11 protein-coding genes are annotated in these 23954 nt (G+C 43.0%); all 11 read right to left on the bottom strand.

Going from position 1 to position 23954, the window contains the following annotated elements:
* Nucleotides 1-129 precede the first annotated feature (129 nt).
* Nucleotides 130-2334 (bottom strand): alpha-galactosidase, encoded by a 2205-nt coding sequence (locus FHS10_RS01930; protein ID WP_259087120.1) that lies wholly within the window; start codon nt 2332-2334, stop codon nt 130-132.
* Nucleotides 2335-2348: 14 nt separating this feature from the next.
* A complete protein-coding gene (locus tag FHS10_RS01925; RefSeq protein WP_259087118.1) occupies nt 2349-4388 on the bottom strand; it encodes an alpha-galactosidase in 2040 nt (679 codons plus the stop codon).
* A gap of 431 nt (nt 4389-4819) precedes the next feature.
* A complete protein-coding gene (locus FHS10_RS01920; RefSeq protein ID WP_259087116.1) occupies nt 4820-7159 on the bottom strand; it encodes a glycoside hydrolase family 95 protein in 2340 nt (779 codons plus the stop codon).
* A gap of 7 nt (nt 7160-7166) precedes the next feature.
* Nucleotides 7167-8459, bottom strand: a complete 1293-nt coding sequence (locus FHS10_RS01915) for an alpha-L-fucosidase (RefSeq protein WP_259087115.1) — start codon at nt 8457-8459, stop codon at nt 7167-7169.
* Between the two features lie 138 nt (nt 8460-8597).
* Nucleotides 8598-10532, bottom strand: a complete 1935-nt coding sequence (locus FHS10_RS01910; RefSeq protein WP_259087113.1) for an SGNH/GDSL hydrolase family protein — start codon at nt 10530-10532, stop codon at nt 8598-8600.
* A gap of 381 nt (nt 10533-10913) precedes the next feature.
* The gene (locus tag FHS10_RS01905; protein WP_259087111.1) at nt 10914-12797 is read right to left on the bottom strand and encodes a right-handed parallel beta-helix repeat-containing protein; all 1884 of its coding nucleotides are present in this window, start codon (nt 12795-12797) and stop codon (nt 10914-10916) included.
* 274 nt (nt 12798-13071) lie between these two features.
* Nucleotides 13072-15354 carry a glycosyl hydrolase family 95 catalytic domain-containing protein gene (locus FHS10_RS01900; protein ID WP_259087110.1) on the bottom strand — a complete coding sequence of 761 codons (2283 nt, stop codon included), beginning with the start codon at nt 15352-15354 and terminating at the stop codon, nt 13072-13074.
* A 231-nt stretch (nt 15355-15585) separates the two neighbouring features.
* A complete protein-coding gene (locus FHS10_RS01895; RefSeq protein WP_259087109.1) occupies nt 15586-16809 on the bottom strand; it encodes a DUF4998 domain-containing protein in 1224 nt (407 codons plus the stop codon).
* An 11-nt stretch (nt 16810-16820) separates the two neighbouring features.
* Entirely contained in the window at nt 16821-18062 is a 1242-nt protein-coding gene (locus FHS10_RS01890; protein ID WP_259087107.1) for a DUF5000 domain-containing lipoprotein, read from the bottom strand.
* Nucleotides 18063-18096: 34 nt separating this feature from the next.
* Nucleotides 18097-19980: a RagB/SusD family nutrient uptake outer membrane protein gene (locus FHS10_RS01885; protein WP_259087105.1), complete on the bottom strand. Its 1884-nt coding sequence runs from the start codon at nt 19978-19980 to the stop codon at nt 18097-18099.
* 51 nt (nt 19981-20031) lie between these two features.
* Nucleotides 20032-23295 carry a SusC/RagA family TonB-linked outer membrane protein gene (locus tag FHS10_RS01880; protein WP_259087103.1) on the bottom strand — a complete coding sequence of 1088 codons (3264 nt, stop codon included), beginning with the start codon at nt 23293-23295 and terminating at the stop codon, nt 20032-20034.
* Nucleotides 23296-23954 lie beyond the last annotated feature (659 nt).

Here is a 23954-nt window from a genome sequence, read left to right as displayed (position 1 = left end):
ATTATAACTTGTTGCAGACATGTTACATAATAATGTTGTTACATATTGCTCCAAACAAAATAGCCAGGAGATATAAAAAAGCCCCGGCACTTTTGGTTACCGGGGCTTTTTGTTTAGCTGAAATGCCGTTTATTTTGCCTCGTCAAGTTGTATTACAACACTTGTACGGCCACTGTTAACATCCGGGTTAATACCTACATTCATTAAAAAATCGCCGGTAAAAGCAAGGTTATTACCTATAGATGAATTGTTGCCGGGGTAAAGATTGATCTCCTTAACCTGGTATTTTTTCTGCGGATCCAGCCCTTTTAAACGGATGGGCACTTTGGTACCGGTACCATACCTGTTATTTACCAGGTAATTAAACATAACCGCTTTGGTTTTGCTATCGTTTACATACATAATAGATGCCGCGTCATTATCCCAGGGGCTTTGCAAACGATATTGGTCACCATGCCAGATGGCATCTTTGAGGTAGTCATAACTTTTTAGCGCGCCATGTACATAAGCTAAATCGTTTTCACTCAACCTGCCTACCACAATGTCAAAACCTAATTTGCCCATCATGGCTACGTCGGTACGGAATTTTAGTGGTTGTTTGCCCCAATCGGTAACATGGTTGCTGCTGGTCATGGCAGGGTAAAAGAACGAGTATTCCCACTGGATGAACACCCTTTCTAAAGGCTCGGTGTTATCGCTTGGCCAAAACTCGGTAAAGTATTTCAACGCGCCGTAATCAACACGCCCGCCACCACCTGAGCATAGCATTAGCGGCACCTTTGGATACTTCGCGCGCACCCTTTCAAGCACCTTATATAACCCCCGCACATACTCTATATACAAATGCGATTGATCTTTCTTTAAATACGCCGAATAAGCGTTATAAATTACCGCGTTGCAATCCCATTTAATGTAGGCCAGGGTTGGATTTTTGGTAAACAGGTTATCAACTACACCGTACACAAAATCCTGCACCTGCGGATTGGCCAAATCGAGCACCAACTGGTTGCGGAAATATTTTTCGGGACGATTGGGTTGTTTGATCACCCAATCCGGATGCTTAACATAAAGATCGCTGGTCGGGTTAACCATTTCGGGTTCTATCCAGATACCAAACTTTACACCATTGGCAGTAGCTTCCTTCACCAGCGAGCTGATGCCATTCGGCAGTTTCTGTTTGTTCTCCTGCCAATCGCCTAAACCGGCATTGTCGCCATTGCGGGGGTGACTGTTACCAAACCAACCGTCATCTAACAAAAACATATCAACACCTAACTTTTTGGTGTCCTTCATCAGGTCGGCAAGTTTGGCTTCGTTAAAATCAAAGTAGGTGGTTTCCCAATTGTTGAGCAGGGTAAGCCTGTCGCCCTCGCCGTCAACAATTTTGTATTTGCGCGCCCAGCGCTGTAATTTACGACTGGCATCGCCTTTACCATGATCGCTATAGGTATAAACAAAAGCGGGAGTTGTAAAGTCTTCGCCAGGTTTAAGGTGATATTCCGACGCCGCGTTGTTCATGCCGGCAATCACCCTTAGGTTATTGGAAACATCCAGTTCCAGGTCGATCTTGAAATTGCCCGACCATTCCAGCGCGCCCAACATCACTTTACCCTCATCTTCGGTAGCCGGCTGATCCATAGACACCATAAACATTGATGGTTCATATAGGTTAGCACGGGTGCCTAATTTGCTATCGATAGTTTTGATGCCATGGGTTAGTTTGGCTTCTTCGGGCTGCATTTCAAGCGCCCAGTTGCCGTGATATTGTTTTAGCCAAAAGCCATTACCTTTTAAATTAAGGTTGGCCGAGGCGAATTTATTAAGCGTTACCACACCCTTTTCATTATGCTTAATAACCGACCATTGTTCAGTTACATCTTCTTTAAAATAGGTTTTATAGTAAAGGGTGACCTCAAACGGATATGCAGGATCTTTAAGGTTAACAGTCAGCAAGCTGATATCGTCGTCTATTTTGGTAACGGTATGACTTACATAAACCAGGTTGAGCGATTTATTACCATCGGCATGGGTAACCGTAATGGCCGGCTCGGCAAGGCTTGCAGAACCTGATGGCATGTAGGCATCGTTCAATACGCCCGAATCATCGGCTTGTTTATACATGCCCAAAATGCTTTCATATTCTTTGGCATTACCCAACTTATGGCCAAAATAAACCATTTTCAGGTTCTTATCGCCATCGGTTTGCAGTACCAGGGCATTGTTTTGTGTTTCAACAGGGATAGTTACGGTTTGCGCGTAGCTGGTAGCCGCTGCCAGCATACCGGCCATGGTAAGGCAAACCGGGATGATCAGCTTTTTTTGTGTTCTTCTCACGTTTATAATATTGGTTATTTTTTAAGATCTAATTTATATAAAGCGGCATCGCTGCCATCGAGTTTAAAACTAAGGGTGCCGCCCAAAACATTGCCCTGCAATAGCTCATGAAGCTCATAAGAAGCCGTACCGCTAAGCCCTAAACGTTTGCCATTAAACGCGAAGGTTTTAGCATCCTTGCCGTAATTAAACACGGCAATATAGATACTATTCCCAATTTTTTGGGTAAATATTTCCGATGCATTTTCGCCGGTATTGCCTTCCACTGGTTTAAAGGTTTTGCCGTTTTGAATCACTTTTAATAGCTCGGGGTCCTGGTACCAGGTTTTTGCCCGGCTGCTCCATGGACCGTGTACAGAAAAATCATCGCCGGTTATAAATGTGCCGGTGATGATGGCCGAGAGCATCCTGGCGCGGTTGGTACCTTCGCTTTCGGTTGATAATACCACATGGTCGGCATCAACATAATTGTACAAAAAGGTTTGCCACCAGCCATAGGTAACGCTGTTTAAAGTATACTGGGTGTTATCGATACTTTTAAACGCATCGCAGGCAATGCGGCGGGTATGCACATAACGCCCGGTAGCCAAACCTGGTGAAATGGCCGCGTAAATAAGCATCTGATCGCCCAATTGTGTAACCAGGTGTTCCATACCCTTACGGTAGGCCTGCATACCAGTAGTTATGGCAGGGTCATAAAAATGGCTCGATTCGGTAGTGGCATGCCCCAGAAAATCGATCTTAATCATCTTAAAACCGCATTCTTTCAGCTTACCTATCATCAGGTCGATGTGTTTTAAAGTTGCCGGGTGCGTTGGGTCAACCGCCCTTGCGCCATCAATATCGTTATAGCCTGTACCAACTTTTGTCCAGGTTTCGCCATAAGTATAATTAGTTCCGGCCACTTTGCGGTTGGGGCCATCTTTCCAACCCCAATCGGTAAACGGTGCCCAGTAAACACCTGGCTGCAGGCCTTTGCTTTTACAGTAATCGGCAAACTGCTTTAACTTGCTGTAATCACCTTCCAGGCCACCCTTCAGCATAAAATCCCAGTAAGAATCCAGGTCGATAAAAGCGGTGTTACCTGTACGGAAAGCGGGGATACTATCAGCAAAAAAATCGGCTACTTTGGTGGCCTTCTCGTAGGTTAATTTCTCCTGCATTACGCCCCAGCTGTTCCAGCCAACGGGTGTAGGCTTTGTCCAGTTAAAAACAAAAGGAGGTTCGGCAATGCGGTTGGCTTTGGCATAGGTTTCCATACCGGTGCGCCAGTCGTCAAAATAACCAATAAAAACTTTGGGCGATGCTACCACATTGCCTTTAACGTCTCCGTGTTCTATATGATCGCGGGTTACGCTTAGTTCGGTATAACCGGCCCATGCCACTAATTTATTGCCTACATCGGCTTTTGATACACTGCGGATGCCCGTTTTCCAAACCTCATGCTCTACCGATCCTACTATGTATCCGTTACGGGAGTTGTTATCGTACACCGCCCCTACTTCGGCACTTACATTGTTAAAAGGGGCTTTAAATTCTTTGGCATTGTAGCGGATAAAAGTATCGTTATCAAAAGGCACAAAAATGCTGCGTGCATCGCCGGTAACTGCCGGGATATTACCCGAGAAGGGGATGATAGAATTACTGCTCAAATCTTTCCCAATCAACACAATCTGCGTCAGAAAAAACTCCCGGCCGGGATAAATGTAAAATACCTGTTCGGTTTTGGGCAGATGATCGCCTGTTAGGGTAATTACATGTTTTTCGCCTTTACCAAAGCCGTCAGTTATGCTGGTTTTACTATACTTCCGTGCCAGGTTATCCTTAGTGGAAACAGCCGCACCGTTCACTTTAAAAGTTGAACTCACGTTTGAAAAGATAACGATTTTGTCTTTGTAAACATTGTAGATACCGGTTTTCAAATCGTAAACAATGGTATTGCCTGTACCATAGGGGATGGTAATAGTAGACGTTTGTTTTTTTGGTGATGCAAGGGTGATAAAGGGTAGTATTACCGCTTGCAGGATGAATGTGAGCTTGAACAGTATCTTCATTTATTGTAGTTTATTTTATGCGTTATATCATTGCGAGGTACGAAGCAATCACATACTTTACAGGGCGGACCTGCATAGTTCGCGATTGCTTCGTTCCTACCCATGACAACTTAAATATCCCGTCATTGCGAGGAGGAACGACGAAGCAATCCCCTACTTACAGGGCGGATCTGCACAGTCGGGGATTGCTTCCTGCCTCGCAATGACGCGTTTTGTTTTGTCATTTCCACCTTCACAGTCCGAGGATTGAAAAACTCGCAATGACATAAGTGCGGGTTAACCATTTTTAATCCCCTCTTGAGAGGGGCGCGCCGAAATGAGCATTGGCAGGGGTGTGTTAGCCAGCGTTCTATTCGCGTGCAGAACACACCCCTCCGCCCCTCTGAAGAGGGGATTCGCACAAGGCCGTGCTTTTAATTATCGTTTAAACGCTACACCTTCTGCGCCATTACTTCCTTCACAACCCCATTAACTTTTATTTTAACCTTGCGCGGCGTGGTTGAGGTAATGCGGTAGCTGGTTACTTTACCATCTTTCCATTTAAAATCAACTGTAAAATTGCCACGGGCACGCAGGCCTTTTACCTCGCCTGTTGCTTTCCAGCTATCGGGGATGGCCGGGATGAGGTTGATATAACCTTCATGGCTTTGGATCAGCATTTCGGCAATACCGGCCGTGGTACCAAAGTTCCCATCGATCTGGAACGGCGGCCCAGCCGATAACAGGTTTGGATATATCCCGCCGCCCGCGCCATAGTTGATCCCTGTGCTGGTGGTTGGTTTCATGATCTCGGTAAATAATTTATAAGCCCGGTTACCATCGTGCAGCCTGGCCCAAAACAAAAGTTTGTAGGCTATAGACCAGCTTGGGCCATCATCGCCACGTACGTCCAGTGTTTTTTTGGCCGCGGCAGCCAGCGCAGGCGTACCATCGGCCGTGATTTCTGATGCCGGGTAAATGCCGTACAGGTGCGAAATATGCCTATGATGCTCATCCGTTTGCTGATAATCTTCCAGCCACTCCTGGATACGGCCATCCTTGCTGATGATACCAGCCGGAGGGATCTGTTTTAACCTTACCTGAAGCTCCTTCCTGAAAGCAGCATCGATACCCAGTGTTTCTGAAGCGGTAATTACGTTGGTAAACAGCTCACGCATTATTTGATTATCAATAGTTGCGCCAATGCAAATGCTGGCGTGGTTGCCGCTCCCATCGGGCATCATAAAACTATTCTCTGGCGATGATGATGGGGCTGTTACCATGTAACCGCTTTTAGGGTCTTTCACCAAAATGCTGCTATAAAACTGCGCCGAGCCTTTCAGGATAGGGTAAATGCTTTTCAGGTAATTTTTATCGTTGCTAAACGCATAGTGATCCCATATGTTGCTGCACAACCAGCCCGATCCTGCTTTGGTTACTCCCCATGAAGCGCTTTCGCCGGGCTCCGTCCATCCCCAAACGTTGGTAATTACGTGGGCTACCCAGCCATCAGCATTGTAATAGGCTTTAGCTGTACGCTCGCCATTTTTTACCAGTCCGCGCACCAGTTCAACCAAGGGTAAGTTAAGTTCTGAGAGGTTGGATACTTCGACCGGAAAATGATTCATCTGTACGTTCACGTCCAGGTGATAGTCGCCATTCCAGGGGGTATGCACTTCGTTGGCCCAAAGGCCTTGCAGGTTTGGTGGCAACAGGCCAACCCGGGTACTGCAAATGCTTAAATACCGGCCAAACTGGTAAAATAAAACAGGTAAACCTTTGTCATCGGCAGGGGCTTTGTGAAAACTGATCAAACGCTGGTCGGTAGTTTCTTTAGTATCACCTCCACCTAAATTAATGCTAACGCGGTTAAACATTTTTTGAAACTTAGCAATGTGCTGCTGCTTTTGTACAGCGTAAGGATTTGCAAGGGCAGCGGCTAAGCTCCGCTCCATTTTTACCTTAAAACCGGGACTTTTAAAATCGGTAGTTGCAGATACGTAGATGATCACCTCGGTGGCATTTTTAATCACCAGGCTATTATCGGTAGTTGTTAAAGTCCCCCCGGTTAGCTTTGCTTTTACATTGGCAATATACTGCATGCCATTACCGTCGGTGCCATTATCTAAACGGCCTTCCATTTGCAGGGTATTGCCTATGGTATTAGTTTTTGACCGCTCGGCACGATTTATACCGATGCTTAAATTAAGCATGCCGGGTTTATCGGCGGTAAGGCGGATAACATCTACATCATCATCATCAAAACTGGTGAAGTACTCCCGTTTATAGGTTACGCCATTAACAGTATATGTACTTTTGGCTACCGCGTTATCAAGTGAAAGTTCCCTTTCATAATTGCTAAATTGCGTGGCATCGGCACCTTTATAATCAAAATCAAGGTTCAGATCGCCAAGGGTTTGAAAACATCCCCATTGCCTGCCGCCAGATCCCGGGCCTTTACATACAAAGTCTTTATCTATCAGCGCCTGTGCTTCTACGTTTTTACCTGCCAGTAAAAGCGCTTTAATTTCGGGCAGTTTTTTGTAGGCATCGTAATTATTTGCATCCTGCACTGAGCCAGACCATAAGGTAATATCGTTCAATACAATTTTTTCGTGGGCAACTCCCCCATCTGGCATCATGCCAAGCCTGCCGTTACCTAATGGCAATGTTTCTTCCCAGCGCGAGGCGGGTTTATCATAATGTAATGTAAGCGGCTGCTTTTGTGCAAACGCCACAACCGATACCAGTAAAAACGCTGTTGTGGCAGGTATAAAGCTTTTTAAATTCATGAGTAGTTTATGATTTTATTACGGGGATATCTAACGCGTTTACATCCAGTTCCAATACAATTACGGTACAATTTTCATCGGGTAAAGTAGCAGGCAGTTCTATATGGTACCCTTTACTATCCGATTTCATAGCGACAGCATTCCCGTTAAGGAAATAGGATTTTAAAACTTTCGCGTTTGGCAGCAACGGAATATTCAACGTGCTATCCTTACGTTGAAAAACGTTGATATAGATCTTATTGCCGCTACGGGTAGCACCATAATCGGCAGTTTGCACATACGGACCACCTTTGGTACCATAAATAGCCTCGCCGTTTTGCCTTAACCACGCACCCATTTCTTTTAAACGTGCCACCTGCCTCGCTTCCATATGGCCATCCATTGCCGGCCCAACGTTAAACAGCAGGTTACCATTGCCCGATGCCGAAGTAACCAGGGTTTGAATACACTGTTTTAATGATTTCATCTGGTCGTTTGGTTTCCAGGCCCATTGGTTACAAATGGTGATGCAGCTTTCCCATGGCTCATCCATATTAAGTTTGCCAATGGTTTGCTCGGGCGTTAAAAAATCGCCTACAGCATCGCCGCCCAACTTATCGCTTATTTTACCAAGGCGATTGTTTACAACTACGTTAACATTAACACTTTTTATGTAGTCGTAAATTTCTTTACCATCGGCCTGGGTCCATGGTTTTTCCCAGTAGCCATCAAACCAAAGCATAAAGGGATGGTATTTGGTGATCACCTCTTTTAACTCGTTTTTCATGCGGGTTTTAAAAGCAGTCATATCGCCTGTGCGGGCGTTTATTTCCGGATGATGGGGGTTATCAATGGGGTAATCTTTATCGTGCCAGTCAAGCACGGTACAGTAAATACAGAAGGTCATGCCCTGGTTTTTGCAGGCTTTGGCAAGTTCGCCAACTATATCCCGCTTAAATGGCGATTTGGAAACATTATAATCAGAAAACGCGCTTGGCCACAGCAAAAAGCCATCGTGGTGTTTGGCGGTGATCACCAGGTATTTCATACCGGCATCTTTGGCCGCTTTTACCCAGGCATCAGCATTAAATAACGTCGGATTAAATTCTTTGTACAGGTTATCGTATTCTTCTTCGGGCACCTGATCGTTGCGGCTCCAGCCAATTTCGGTACCGCGCTGTGTAACCGGCCCAAAGTGAATGAACATGCCAAAACGCTTATCCATAAACTCGTCCATCACCGCTTTAGGTGTTTTGAGCTGGGCAAATGCCAGGCAGGTGTTTAATAAAAGGGCCGCTACAAGCCCTGCTTTTCTTTTCATATTTTTTTAAGTTGGATTATGTTGATTGGGTTGATTAGATTGGATTAAGTTAGGTTAGTTGGTTGAGTTCGGTTAATTATCTTGACCGTTCCACTTAATCAACCACTCACCTAATCAACTTAATCCAACCTAATCAACTCATCTATTTACAAAAAAGTTAACTATCCTACAGACATGCCCTTTACTTTGGCTGTTCTTTTTATCGCTTATTTTAATTCTGATGGTGTGATTGCCGTTAGTCAGGTTATCGGCCAATAAATGGTAAACGCCCAGGTGAATCCAGCTATAAAACTCGGTTAGCAGATCCAGCTCCTTATATGCCCCGCCATCAACCGAATAGGATATGATGCCGGCATCCGGCCCTGCCACTACAGCAATGCCCGCGGCTGTACCTTTAAACGGCAGGGTTAATTCGCTGCCAGGCTCGGTAGCTATCAGCATAGGTACATCAACAAAACCGGGGCGGGTTGAAAGCCCATCACGCGGGTTCCATTTTGGATGGATAGACCAGCCTTTATCCAGCTTAGCGTTGTTGATATTGTAGTAACTGCCATTATTATAGCTGGCCTTATCAATTGGTTTGGGCAAAACAGCTTTTACCTGTATTGTGTAATTAGCTGCAACACATTCCTGCAACAAAGCTTTCATGGTTTCAAAATAGATTTCCTGCCCGTGATACCAGGGATGAATATCCTTAAAATCATCGGCCCAGGTTAGCTCCTTATTTTTGATCTTATCGTTTACTTCAAGTGCCAGGTTTACATAAGGCAGGTTGTAATGACCGGCAACCAGTTGGTGATTCAATAACTCGGGCGATACTTTGCCTTTGGCGTAGTTATCTATCTTTTGCGGATCGACAAAGGCCATCATGATCACATCCATCATGGGGTTGCTTAATTTGGCGTGCCGTAAAATACCCTCAAGGGCGCGCACCTGTGTGGTGCTATCGGTACCGCGGTCGTTAACGGCAGCTTCCACAAACAGCAGGTCGGTTTTACCACTGTCCAAAATATCCCTTTGCAGCCTGAAAGCGTGTGGTAAACTACCCAGCGATGGAATACCGGCTGCTATGAAATGGAAATCAGTTTCGGGGTAAGTTTCTTTCAGGTACTTACAGATCTTATCGCGCCAGCCGGGATTAAAAGTGATAGAACCGCCGAGGAAGGAAACCGTAGCTTTCTTTTTAACCGTAACCGCGTAATAAAAATTATTTAAGCCACCCGCGGTTTTAACATAATTGGTATAAGGCAGTATTTTTTGTACCGGGTACGAGTTATTGTAAATAAAATTGGCATAATATTCCGGCCTATCTACCGTAAAATGATGCCCCTGCAATTCAAGCGAACCTTGGGTTATAGGGTGGATGCTGATAGGGCCACCTAAAGCAATATATCTTTTAGCTAAAACGTCGCTGTTTTCGGCAGGCGGTGCAAGCTTATCTTCTAAACTGATGGTATGCAATATAGGCACGCGGAATGACGCAAGGCCTTCCAGGTTATCAATAGGGTTATCGTTATAAGCAAGCGCTTGTTCTTCGGTAAAGTGATAAACCTGCTTTAATTCATTCCATGCGGCGGCATCACCGGGGCTTTTTAATTTGCCACCCGGCCAGCTTTTAAAATCGCAAACCGGTGTTTCGGCGTAAATGCAGGTAACTTTATCAGGGTTACGTTTGGCCCAGGCATAGGCGTATAACGCTCCCCTGCTCACAGCCTCCATTGCAACTTTTGGGGCAAAGGCTACTTGCGTGGTTAAGTACTTGTAAAACACGTCGTAAAAATTGATAGCGTTGGGTGCACCATACTGGTTATCTACATTAATAAAAGCGATATAAAAACCCTTGGCGAGCAAAATGCTATCCATTTCGGTATGCCAATCGGGGAACGATGTACGCCACACCCAGGGATTACCGGGCAGCGGGTTAGCCGGTTTTACGTAATAGGCATCGTGACCGGCTATGTTTAATTGTACCTTTTCAAAACCTTTCCATAGGTTGTTTTTATCCTGGGCTTTTGCAGGTGCAAAAGCAACAGTTAAGAGCAATAAAATAATGTAGTGTTTGGGCTTTAACATTGATTATTCGTTTTTGATAAATGGCTAAATGATTTAATGTATTTCATGTGGGCACCAAACAAATGATATGTATTTACTACAAAGCACGGCCGGGCACATCTATTAAAAAAAAGCTACATTTACCAGAACTTGTTATTATTGGTTAGGGTAAATGTATTGGCTTATCTGGTTTCAAAAAATGGATAAACCTTCTAAAAAGATGGATAATCCACTGATGAATTATTGCTTAAAACGCTATCCACATAAACTATCCTGTTATATGGGGATATTTGTCCTTTTTACTGTAAAATTCAGGCGACGTGATTATTTCGCACAATAATTGTATCACAATTGTTATCTAAAATAATGGCATATGCGGTTCAAAAATGGCAATGAAGCCTGTTATTGAATATTTTTTGTGTAGATGACCTTATTTTGTGACACCGAAGTATTTACGCAATCCTTAAATTTCACCATGTCGGTCTCTTTTTTTGACGAGTCCACGACGTTAAAATAGTTATTGATTATACTGATGTTTGATGTACTTTTTGCCGATACCGCACCGGAGCCCTGTAGCTGAAACCAATTATGAGCAATCACGATATTGCTGTGTACTTTACTGGTTTCATTTTGGGTATTTTCCGGCTCGATGAGAATTGCCGGCTCGCCACATAAATTGAATTTATTATTCCTGATCAGCATGTTATTGACCATGCCCGATTCGTACCAGCTTGCCGCGTCATCGGCTACCGAAATGGCGCTGTTATGTGTATGCAAAAAAACGTTATTTTCAATAACAGTCTTACGGCGGGTAGTAACCAACACACCCCGGGTAGGGATTTGAGCGATGGTGTTATGATGGATCCAAACCTCCGGTGTCCAGGTGATATTTTCTACTACATCTGTGGCTTCAGGCTTTTCGGTCACAGGGTTTTTAAGCGTAAGCAGGATATCTTTGTCATTTACACGTTTTACCCCCTGTACCACATTAAGCCCGTATTGCAGCAGCGTTTTAGCGTGAATAAACCCAATGCTATCGCCCGGAACAAAAGCCTCAAAACCAAATGTTTGACTATGCATAAAGCGCACCAAAACCTGGTTTGGCTTTGGAGTTTCGATGATGCGCAGGTAAGTTCCGTGGATGTTAACGGCATCGTCATTAGCACCCGATAAATACGAATTGCTGATTGTGATTTTCCCCCTACAACCCGAAAAATGCAAAATATCTGCCCAGGCCGATGATGTGCGACCGGAATTTGCAGCAGGCTTAACAATTACAGAATCGAGCAGCAGGTTTTGGCAAAATTGGCTCACCACTCCCATGCCGTGCATAAAATTAATATTTATATTTTTTAGTCGCAGGTTTTTACTTCGCACCAAAAATATGCCGCTGCAATCGCGGGTGATATCGCGGCTTTGGTAAATAAAATTGGTTTTAAAGCCGGGGTTGCTTTTAAAGTATACCCTAACCTGGTTTTTACCGGTTTCGGCATACTTTAAATTATCCATGCTGATGTCGAGGCGTTGCAATTCTTTGGTGGTGGTGTTTAACTCCTGCCACAGCCAGATCGGTTTACAACGCCAACCCTCCCCTTCCCAGGTAAGCAGGCTATCTTTGATGCTGTATTTAGAATCGGGATGGATTTGCAAATCGGCATAGTTGGCATCCGTTTTCAACACTTTCAATTCAGATACGGTTGGCCTTTTATAATCATACGTTATACCATGCAAGCTGACGTTTTCGCTATGGTCAACACAGGTTTCTATCATTTTGCCACGCATAATAAACTTAGCACCACGCGACTCAACATCTACATATGCCGAACTATCAATATAAATCGCAATGGCTTTTGGCGAATAAGCATCATCATTAGTGTTGGTTATAAAAAACTGCCTTTTAAAACTTGTTTCCGGGTAATAGTTATAAATACCTTCTGAAAAGACCACCTTAACGTGGCTCTTACTATTGCCGCGTGCCACCAGATATAACGATTCTTTTAAATCGCCGCCTCCCGCTACCATGATCTTATCGCCGGCAGAAAAGATGATGCCGTTTACATGAGCAAATGTTTTCCATGCTTTATTAGCTGTTTTACCATTGCTATTGTCATCGCCGTTTGCAGGGTTTACGTAGTAGGTAACGTTGCCACGCGAAACAGTCCTATGGTCAACACCGTTATAGTTATTGGCGTTTTGTGCCGATAAATTGGCATGTACGCAAAAGAACAATATCAACAATAAAAAATAACGATAGGCCACATTTTGAGCCGGATCAATTTTAGCCATTACTTAGTAACTGTTTAAAAATGGTTTCGCAAAAATATTATTATCAAAAAAAATCGTCATTGCTTCGTTGTTCCTGCCACCCATGATGTCTCGTAAAAACATCTGTCATCCTGAACATAGTGAAGGATCTTCTTCGTTAGAAAAGTCTGCAATGAGCAGAGCGAAGAAGATCCTTCGTTCCTCAGGATGCCAAAACTTTTTATGCTGTGTCCCCTTCACAGTCCAAGAACTTTATAACCCGTATTACGATCCCTTTTCCGTTTTGAGTGATTACTTAATCAATATTTTTAAAAACGTAGCTTTTGCCTGCCCGGGTTTGGAAACTGTATTGATAATCGGTACCGGCTTTGCCGTTCTTAATCGCCGTAAAATTGGTTTTCAGACCGTTAGGAACCCGTATTTTACAGATACCACCTGCAAGTGATTTAATAGTGATCCTTGTTACCTTACCATCTTTCCAATCCATATCAATTTCAAAATCACCATGGGCTTTTAAACCTTTAACATTGCCGGTAGGCCATGCTTTTGGCAATGCCGGTAATAATTGAATCTCGTCGGTTTGGCTTTGCAGCAGCATTTCGGTAACGCCTGCGGTGTAGCCAAAGTTACCATCTATCTGGAACGGCGGGTGCGCGCAAAACAGGTTGGAATATACGCCCCCTCCTTCATTGTAATCCACACCGGAACCACCAACAAGAGTAATAAAGTTTTTGAGGATCTTATAAGCATGATCACCATCCTGCAAACGTGCCCAAAAGTTCATTTTCCAGGCCATTGACCATCCTGTTGACACATCGCCACGGCCCATCAAACTTACCTTAGCTGCCTGCGCAAGCTCGGGCGTTTTTATGGTACTGATCTGCCTCCCCGGGTGCAACCCAAACAGGTTTGAAGAATGACGGTGTGTATCCTTAGGATCGTCCCTGTCGGTTTCCCATTCCTGTAGCTGTCCCCATTTACCAATTTTAGGTTTAAGTAAATGTTCACGCATATCGGCAACATGATCGCGATAGCTTTTATCTATTTTTAAAACATCGGCTGCTTCAACATAGTTGGTAAACAGGTCATAAACAATGGCCTGGTCATAAGTTACCCCATCTTCGGTAGGCCCATGCTCCGGCGACCAGCCCAGCGGCGAAACCAACGTACCATCGGGGCGGCGTTTTAAATGATCGTCCCAAAACTCAACTATCTCTTTCAGGATTGGGTAGGCAAAGGTTTGCAGATAGCTTTTATCTTTTGTAAAGGCATAATGCTCCCAAATACCCTGCGCATACCAGGCGCTGCCTGGTGTATTCCATAAAAAGCTGCCACCGCCGTACACACCGTTTTCGGTTTTAACTGTCCAGCCGCGTACACCGGGATATTGCTTTTGGGTACTTACTTTTTTTACCTCGCGCATGCTGTTAATATAATCGAGGTACGGGAAATGGCATTCAGATAAATTGGTAGGTTCGGCCAGCCAATAGTTCATCTGTACGTTGATGTTGGAGTGGTAATCACTTCGCCATGGCGGATTGTTGCTCTCATTCCAAAGGCCTTGCAAGTTAGCGGGCAAACCGCCTTTTCTTGATGAATTGATAAGCAGGTACCTGCCATATTGAAATAACAAAGCTTCTAACTGCGGGTCGGCTTCTTTCCTGTAATTTACCAGGCGTTTGAAAGTTGTCGCCGATACTATCTGCTCCGGAGTTTTACCCAGGTTTAAATCTACACGGTAAAACAGGTTTTGGTAATCATCAAGATGATTGCGTAATAACTCACCATATGTTTTGGCTGATGCCGCATCCAAATCGTGTTTTATTTTGATCCCTGGGGCTTCACCACGCCAGTGCTGTTCACGTTTATTACTATAATTTGTAGCGGCCGAAAGCAAAATGGTAAAACCATCGGCATTGCTGATATTTAATTGCGAGCCGCCTTTGCCATCACTCTCTACCACTGCCGAGCCGCCTTCTGTTTTTATCAGAATAGATGCCTGGTATGCCAGCCCGTTATCCAGTTTGCCTTCAAATTGAAGTGTGGTGCCTGCGCCGGTAACTTTTGAGCCATGCGCATCTTTCAATCCTACAATGGCCGAATACGCGCCTTTTTTATTAGCGGCAAAATGCAGCGCCATTACCTTATCCGGAAAACTGCAAAAGTATTCGCGTTTGTAGGCTACGCCATTATCAGAATACGCAATCCGCTGCACAGCCTGGCTGATATCCAGCTTGCGGCTATAACCGGCAGGCACAGCCATACTGGTATCCTTACCATTAAAATTGACGAACAGATCGCCAAAAGCCTGGTAAGCACCGGTCTCCTCTTCGTCGCCGGTCCATAAACTGATCTCATTAAACTGAATGTGTTCCTGTGCTATACCGCCAAAAACCATCCCGCCAAAGCGGCCGTTACCCATAGGATAGGCTTCAGTCATCCATGTTTTAGCAGGTTTATCGGCCCAAATAGTTAAATCCCTGCGGGGTAATCCACCGCGATCTTCTTGTGCGTTTGCCGTTATTGCAAGGCCAATACCAAGTGTTAACGCAGCTATACCAAGTATCTTTTTAATCATGTTCAGTTTAAATTGGATGGTTTAAATATCTATATAAATTGGACTTCATCTAACACTTATCTTGGCAAATTACTATGGTATTATAACATTGGATGTAACTTTTCCAGGTATTTTATGTGGCAGTTGGGGATCACAAACCAATATAAAAAAGAAAGTCCCGGATACAAATACCCGGGAACTCTCTTTTCACATACTAATTATAATTGCCCAAATTAAGTACTCAATTTTAGCTTAGTTAAGCACATCGTAAAATAATGATACCTGGGTCATGTTGGTATAGCTGCCTTCGTTGTCAGAATTATGGATAACCCTTATCCTGATGTAACGGATTGGCGCATTAACGTTATCCAGATCAGTTTTTAATGGTGCCTGGCCATCATCTGTTCTTTTAACTTCTTTCAGCAATTTCCAGCCTTTTGAAATAGCTTCTGCTTTCCAGCCTGCATCATTTGGTTGCAAGGTTGTGGCGGCATTGGTGATATCTGCAATTCCCCAAACTTCAAAATCGTCTGGATTGTGGCAGCAGTTACGGCCAATTTCTTCAACCTGGGTAAGTTTGTTATACAGTTTACCCATATCAAAAGTTAATGTTTGCGGTAATGAGTGCGCACCATCACTGTGGAAGATTTGCGGATAACCTTGCGGCGTAGTGTAACCATCCCAAAGCCTGTCGATATCGGTATCGCCTTCATAAGGGTTCATGTCGTTAGGCAATTTCAGTTTTTTAAATAACGACTTATCGCACATGGCATAACCTAAAATAGTAGGGAATGTATCATACCTGGCCGCATAAAACGTATCAATAGCTGTACGCTGAGGGATGTAGCCCGAGTTGTACGTAAGCGCTGTACCTCCCTTATAATCGGGGATGGTTATTGACGAGCTATCTGCACTTAAAACTTTGGTAACTACCAGGCCTGCGCGATTGGTATATTTTATTTTAGTACCAACGTTTATGGTATCGGGTGTTATAAAGTTAAGCGTAACATTTCCTTTGGCATCTACAGTATAGGGTGTAGTTGCGTTATAAGCCCTGTTTAACAAGGTCGACTGGTAGATAGGACCATATACTTTCGCATTATTTACTTCATAGGGAATTGACTTATTGCCCTTTGCATCATAAGAGTAAATAGTGAAAGTGTAGGTGTACTCCAACAAGCCTTTAATTACAGTTCTGATGGTATCCGTTTTACCAGAAACGGCTACAATCTGCGAGTCGGCCTTATTGTTATAGTATACTACATACTTAACAATGCTTGGGTCGCTGCTTGCTTTCCATTTCAGGCCAATCTCAAGGTTACCGGGCTGTACAATAGCCAGGCCAACTGCACCGGTATAAACAATTTCGTGGCCGTTATAAAAGTTTTTATAATCTGTAGCGTGGTTATCTTTTTGGCAACCATACCACGTGGCCAGCATTGCGCAGCCAATTAGTATCAATATAAGCTTTTTCATGTTTTTAATTACTATTGTGGTTTACCATAAAATGAGAGCTCCATAATGTGGGCGAAGTTACCATTCGACCATGTTTGATTAACCCCAACACGTATGAAGTGAACCGGCGGTGCAGTAAGCGGGATGTTAAAGTTAACCCCAGCCAATACAAACGCGTTGTCGGCCGAATTGTGAGCAGCGGGAGGTAAGCCCGATGGCGGATCAGGGTAGGTATAGTTACCTATATTGGTCCAATCGCCCACCACAGTACCAACTATTGATGATGCTGGCAATTGCGAATCTTTAGGTGAAGCAGCATTTGAACCCCAAATAGTAAACTTACGTGGATTACCATGTCCAAAGGCATACAAATTTGAGCCGTCATCCGGTCTTTCCCAAATGATAAAACGGCTTAATTTATAACTCAATCCAACGTTAAAGGTACATACAAATGGAGGTACATGGCCCGGATTAGTGTGCCAGCCTGCAGAACTTCCATCAGTTTTTCCGTCCCAAAGGTTTGGAAGCACCCAGCCGTAACCAATCTCTGTATCTGTTGGCAATTGGTAAACACTAAATTTGCTTTTATCCAAAAGTTCCTCAAATAATGGTGTTATCGCTTGTTTAAGGGTATCAGATATATTGCCAAACCTATCGGTAATATAAACCCCAAAATTACGAGGATCAGTATTATAGCCCCTTACCGAATAGTTGATGGTATCAGATTTGGTATAGTGCTGGTCCTGGATCTCCATTTGCCCGGTTGATTTATCAAAAGCGGTTACTATTACACCTACTTCTTTTTTCAGCGGATTTAAAGCCACAACGTTTACGCCACCAAAATCGGCAGATATAGCTGTAGTAGCTTTGATTGAAATATAAGGCGGAGTTTTTGGGTGCACCGTAACTTTTACCGGATCTGACTGCACATTTGCTCTTGATACAGTATAAAGCGTTACATCATAATCTGCCTCTTTTGCAAATCCCTCTACATTTACGGTATCAGAATAATAGGATGACTTAGTTTGCCTTGAAACCCCATCCCTGATGTTATATTGGGCCGACACGTACAAAATATTATCGGAATTTGGCAGCGTGTAAGTTATATAAGCCCCTCCCTCGTAGTTGGTTATTTTAACATTGGTAATAACACCTGGTTTGCTTTTATCTGTCGATATAGGCTCCCTATCTCCGTTATCCGTTTTGCATGCATACATGCTTGTCATTATCAAACCCATTACGAGCAGAAATGCACAATTTTTAATCTTTTTCATACCTTTTAATATGTTGATGATCACTATTTTTTGATTACCAGTTTAAGTTTTGGACAAGGTTATCATTAACTATCAGATCGTCATTGGTTATTGGCCATAAGTAATTACGCACATTGAATACCGGAGCAACCAATGTTCTTGGGCGATAGTAGTTTATGGCATCCGGCTCATAAATATTCCATCCCTGCAATGGTTGGCTTAAAACAGCTTGCAGTTCTTTCCAGCGGCGCAGATCCCAGCCCGGCTGGCATTCAAAAGCAAGTTCAATACGCGATTCCTGGTGAATGATCTGGCGTAAACCATCTTTGGTAGTATATTTTGTTGGATTATTTGAGTAGTTGCTCCAGGCATCAACAACCCCTGGCAAACCGGCCCTTGAACGTACTTTATCAAGGTAAGTCACTACTTCAGTGTATGATTTTCCTTGTTCGTTCAGCGCCTCGGCGTATAGTAAATACAAACCGGCTAAACGTATAACTGGTAAACGAAAATCGGCTATAGTATAGCCATCGTCATAAACAGTTAAATAATTAACAAGTTTTTTGGGCCAGTAACCGGTTATATTTAACCTTACGTTATCGGTTGGGCCGGCAAGGTCGCCACTGCCGCGCGCCTGGATAGAATACAAACTTTCCTGGCCAACCAAACCGTTACCAAACCATATACCGCCATCGAAACCTAAATCGGCATAAAACCGGGGTTCGCGGTTAAAGTGGCCCTTAACAGTAGTGTAGTTGTTGGCTATGTAAAAACGATTTGCCTTATCACCGGTTTGCAGGCTATATCGGTTGGTGTAATCAAATGTTTTATCTTCATTAATGGGCACACCCTTATTACTGTAAAATAATTCCTGTTCTGAAATAGGCACTGCAAATGTTCCCTGAAATTGAGGATTGGCAGCCGCCTTAGCCGTTAACCTTGGTCCGCAATAGGTTTGGCCCGGAAAATAGGGGTTTAAAGCCCAGATGATCTCGGTATTGAGATCCCATTTTTCGGTAATAGCCGTTTGCAGGTCAAGTACTGTTTTTAACGAATCGGAAAGAGTAGTGATATTTGCGGGCGCTATAAATGTATGTAGCTTATTGCCATTAGCCTCGGCCGATTGGATTGCGGCTAAGCAAGCGGCAGCAGCTTTATCCCATTTTGTAGCATCATAAGCCGAGTTAAATAACACTTTGCCATCCTTATTTTTGACACCTGTATAATCGGGATTGCCGTTAAATAAGGGGCTTGCAGCGGTTGCAAGTATTTGCGCTTTTACAGCCAATGCGATTGGCTGGGTAATACGACCAAGCTCTTTTGTCTGGTTTTGAATTACGGCAGGCAAATTAGGTGTAGCCTGATCAAGCAATCTAACCATATAGTTTACAACAGAATCTGCCGGGTCTCTTTTTACCTTTACTTGTTCGGTTGAAGCATTGATGGGTAGGTTTACATCCGTAATAGGTATTGGACCATACATACGGTATAAAATAAAGTGATAGTATGCTTTCAAAAATTTCACCTCTGCTATCCACCGCTTTTTTTCATCAGCACCCAAATCAACCGGTTTGTCAATATTTTCAAGCATGGTATTGCAACGCCTGATAGCTCTGAAAGTAGCCTGTCCACCGTTTTGACCATCCCAATAGTTAAGGCCCGGGTTTTGGGCACTTTGGGTACCACGGATAAGGTTAAACCCGGTAGGATCGATTCCCTGGTTATCGGTGAGGTTATTTGGGAAAATAATTTCGGCCGATGTTGTAAAACCAGGGTTATTTTGCGGATAAATTAATTGCTGTAATGTGGCGTAGCAGCTAAAAAGATAATTTTCTGCTTCGTTACGGTTCCTGAAGGCATAATCTATGGTACCTACGTTATCAGGCGTAACGTCAAGATACTTTTTACATGACACGCAAGAAACTGCGAGAATTGCCATGAACAGATATTTATAATATGATTTCATATATTGAATTATATTCAGTTAATGCTATAAATTGGCGTTGATACCTATGTTATATACTTTTTGAATTGGGTAAGCAAAACCGTTGCCTCCAAGTTCAGGATCCCACAATTTGAAGGGGCTCCAGGTTAACAGGTTCAAGCCGTTAAAATAGATCCTTAGATTTTTTACCCGTATGGCTTTGGCAATGCGTGTAGGGATTGTATAGCCAAACTCTACAGATTTAAGCCTCAGGAAACTGCCATCACGCAACCACCAGGTACTATTTTGCCTGTTGTTTTCAATAACTGCACCATCAGGACCAAGCCTTGGATACAAAGCATATAAGTTTTGGTTATCTTCAGACCAGTGATCATCGGCATAAGCTTTTAACAATTGTGTGTTACCAGTATACTGAGACTCGGGACTTTTGATAAATGGTGATGTTGTACCCGGATTGATGAAGAATGAAACTTTAGCCTGTCCCTGGAAAAATCCGGAAAGATCGAAGTTTTTGTAAGTAGCCGAGACACCAAAACCGTATACTATTTGCGGTACAGTTGGGTTACCTATAAAGGTTTGATCTGCCCCATCTATTTTACCGTCTCCATTTAAATCGCGGTATTTGATATCGCCACCTTTAGGTGCAAAGCCGCCGTTGCTAAAAATTTGTGAAGGCGAGTTTGCCGCCTCATTGTCATCAACAAATAAGCGCTCGGCTACGTAACCGTAGGCCCGGTTTATTGGCTGCCCAATATTGCTTCTATAGGCTTCGGGATAAGCTGGCTGTTCATATTGTGTGTATTTATTTTCAGAATAAGTAAAGTTACCACGTGCCGCTATCGAAAAATCACGACCTATATTTTGCTTACCATCTAAAGAGATATCAATACCCTTTGAATTAGCTTTACCAATATTTGCAGCTATACCCGATTCAAGACCAAGAGTTGTTGGTACGGATGAACGGTTTTGCAAAATGTCGTACTTATCGTTATTATAAACCTCGGCAATAACATTTACCTTTTTAAGCACAGTAAACTCAAGGCCCAAGTTAGTTTGTTTTGATTTTTCCCAGGTTACATCGTCGTTTTCGTAGTTATTGATACTTACACCATTACGGGTGTAACCATTTGTTGTACCAAATGATGCCGGGTTACCGCCGTTAAGGTTTACATCAGACACATAAAAAAATCTTTGTCCGCTTATTTGGTCGTTACCAACTAAACCGTAGCTGGCGCGGATTTTAAAGCGATCAAATACATTATACAGGTCGCCCCAGAATTTTTCCTCGCTGATGATCCAAGAAGCACCAATGGTAGGGAAGAAACCAAAGCGGTGATTGGCAGAAAAACGCTCAGAACCGTTATAGCCAAAGTTGCCCTCTAAAAAGTACTTGCTTTTATAAGAGTATGTGGCACGGCCTGCTACTGTTTGGTTACGATATGGCAAAGAACCCAGCAAACTGCTGGCATTGCTATAACGTGTTTGCTGCTCTGTACCTATCAGTGCTGCACTTACTGTATGATCTTTAGCAAAAGTGCGCGAGTAGTCCATTACGCCCTGCAGGTATAGAAAGGCAGACGTTACGTTATTACCAAATGTTGAATACTGAAGATATTCCCTGGCTACGTTGTTACCGGTAGGTAAACTATTGATCCACTGTAACTGGTAAGTATTACTTGCTTTATCATAGTTGGTAGCCTGGTAATAAAAAGGTGAATAAGCCAAATATGATTGAAAGAACGAATACCTGTTGGTACTTAAAATGGCGTGGAAATTTAAACCCGAAGTAATAAGATCGAGATTTTGGTTTAACTCTAATTGTGCCAGCATCCTTGATTCTGACGAATTTTGGTGTCCTTTCAGCAATTCGGCATACGGGTTAAGGTATTGACTTGCGCCATCGCTACCCGATGCGGACGCTACGTTACCAAATAAAATATGCTTGGTAAGTACGTTGGCCGAATCTGGTGGATAATAGGCTGGGAAATCAACCGGGCTGGTATGTGTAGCCAGGTTATAAAGCTGGGTTTGCTGTGTACCATCGCTGGTAAGCGGACCATTATAATCGCTAAATGTACCAGATAAACGTACCACCAATTCGGTTTTGGCAGTAACATTAATGTTTACGTTTGAACGTAACTGGTAAGTTTTATAATTAACGTTGTTGTTATTATTGTTCCTGATATCAGTTCTTAATATACCATTATCATTATTATATGAACCTGCTACATAGTAACGGGCCACACCACCACCACCTTGCAGGCTCAGATCGCCGCGCTGATTGTTGGTGTGGTTTTTAAATAATAAATCCATCCAGTTTACAGCCGGGTATACGTAAGGGTTACTACCCGGAGTATGGTTTATGGTATTTTCGGTATTAATGATCTTATTTTCGCTATATGGCAGCGGATTTAACGGATAACGTGTGCGGGTAGCCTCGTTAAAATCTCTCATATAGGTAATAGGATCGGCAAGTTCAAGTGTTTTTACCGATCTTGAAGATGAATTTTCAACCCTGAAATTAATCTGGGCTTTACCTGCTTTACCTTCTTTGGTTTTCACCAAAATTACGCCGTTACCACCCCTGGCACCGTATAATGCTGTAGCGCTCGCGTCTTTTAATACTGAAAAGCTTTCGATATCATCTACATTTAACCTCGCCAGATCATTTGTTGTCAGCTCTACGTTATCAATCAAAATCAAAGGATCTTGTTTGTAACCAAAAGTAGTTACACCACGGATAAAGAACTGGGCATTATCTTGCCCTGGTTGTCCGCTTGGGGTATAAGCAATAACACCTGCCACTTGCCCGGCAAGCGCATTGGTTAGGTTACTGGCCGGAATTTTCAAGTTACCTGGTTTTACCGTGGTAACAGAACCAACAACCGCCTCCTTTAACTGCTTACGACCGTAAGCGGTTACAACCACATCATCAAACTGGTTTTTGGTTTCAGATAATATTACCTTAATTACTTTTTGGGTTGCGGTAATAGTAACTTCTTTGGCAATGTAACCTACATAGCTAATTTTCAAAACAGTACCTACTTCAACATCTAACAGGAACTTACCGTTACCGTCTGTTGCAGTGCTGTTGCCTTTTTTGTTCACCGGCGCAATGTTGGCACCTATTATTGGCGCGCCAAGCGTATCAACAACGCTGCCTATTACAGTAACCTTTGTTTGCGCCGCGGCATGGTTAACAGATCCAAAACCTACAAACACAAAAACCAGCACGCAGGCGGCTGTTAGTGAGTTATAAGGAATTTTTAACACCCAAAGGCGCCTGAATACATCGTAAAATTTTCTCATAAATTGGTTAATTATTGGTTAGTTAATTGGTTTAGTGAAAAATTAGGGTAATACTTTTTGATCATTATTTTATGGGGTATTATAACTGGTTTATATTGAAAGACGTTCCTGATTAACTCCGTTGCTGATTAATGTATATTTTACAGTTTATTTATTTTTTACTATAAAAAAGGCAAAGCGATGCCCTCACGTGGTAAAACGTAATTTTAGCTATGTAAAAAATCATAAAGCTTTACAGGATAGTAGCTTACCGGTTTAATACTTTGAACAGTGAAAACTCAACAAGTATTAAAGGTTAATTATCCAATGTGGCTTTTTGGCAATTAATAAAAAGAGTCAGATAGGTTTTAACTGAAAGTAGTTGTGCTGCATATTTCTAAGTTTTAAATTGGTTACTATTGGTTTAGTAAAACTAATTTACCCCGGCCCCATTTGAAATGGATAAATCTTTAAATTTGATGGACTATGCTATTCTTTTAGAACTTTTTTTGCATTAATAATAATTGTACAACATACACATAACTCCCTATATAAAACTTACTTAAAAATTTTAAAAAGTATCTGAGTTGATGGATTATTATCTTTAAAAGCTATATTGCCATCAAATAGTACAGCTACTATTAACATCCTTGTAACATTACCACCCAAGCTTTACGAAT

The organism is Mucilaginibacter dorajii (assembly GCF_024808255.1).
Taxonomy (GTDB): Bacteria; Bacteroidota; Bacteroidia; order Sphingobacteriales; family Sphingobacteriaceae; genus Mucilaginibacter; species Mucilaginibacter dorajii.
This window is presented reverse-complemented; position numbering and strand designations above follow the sequence as displayed.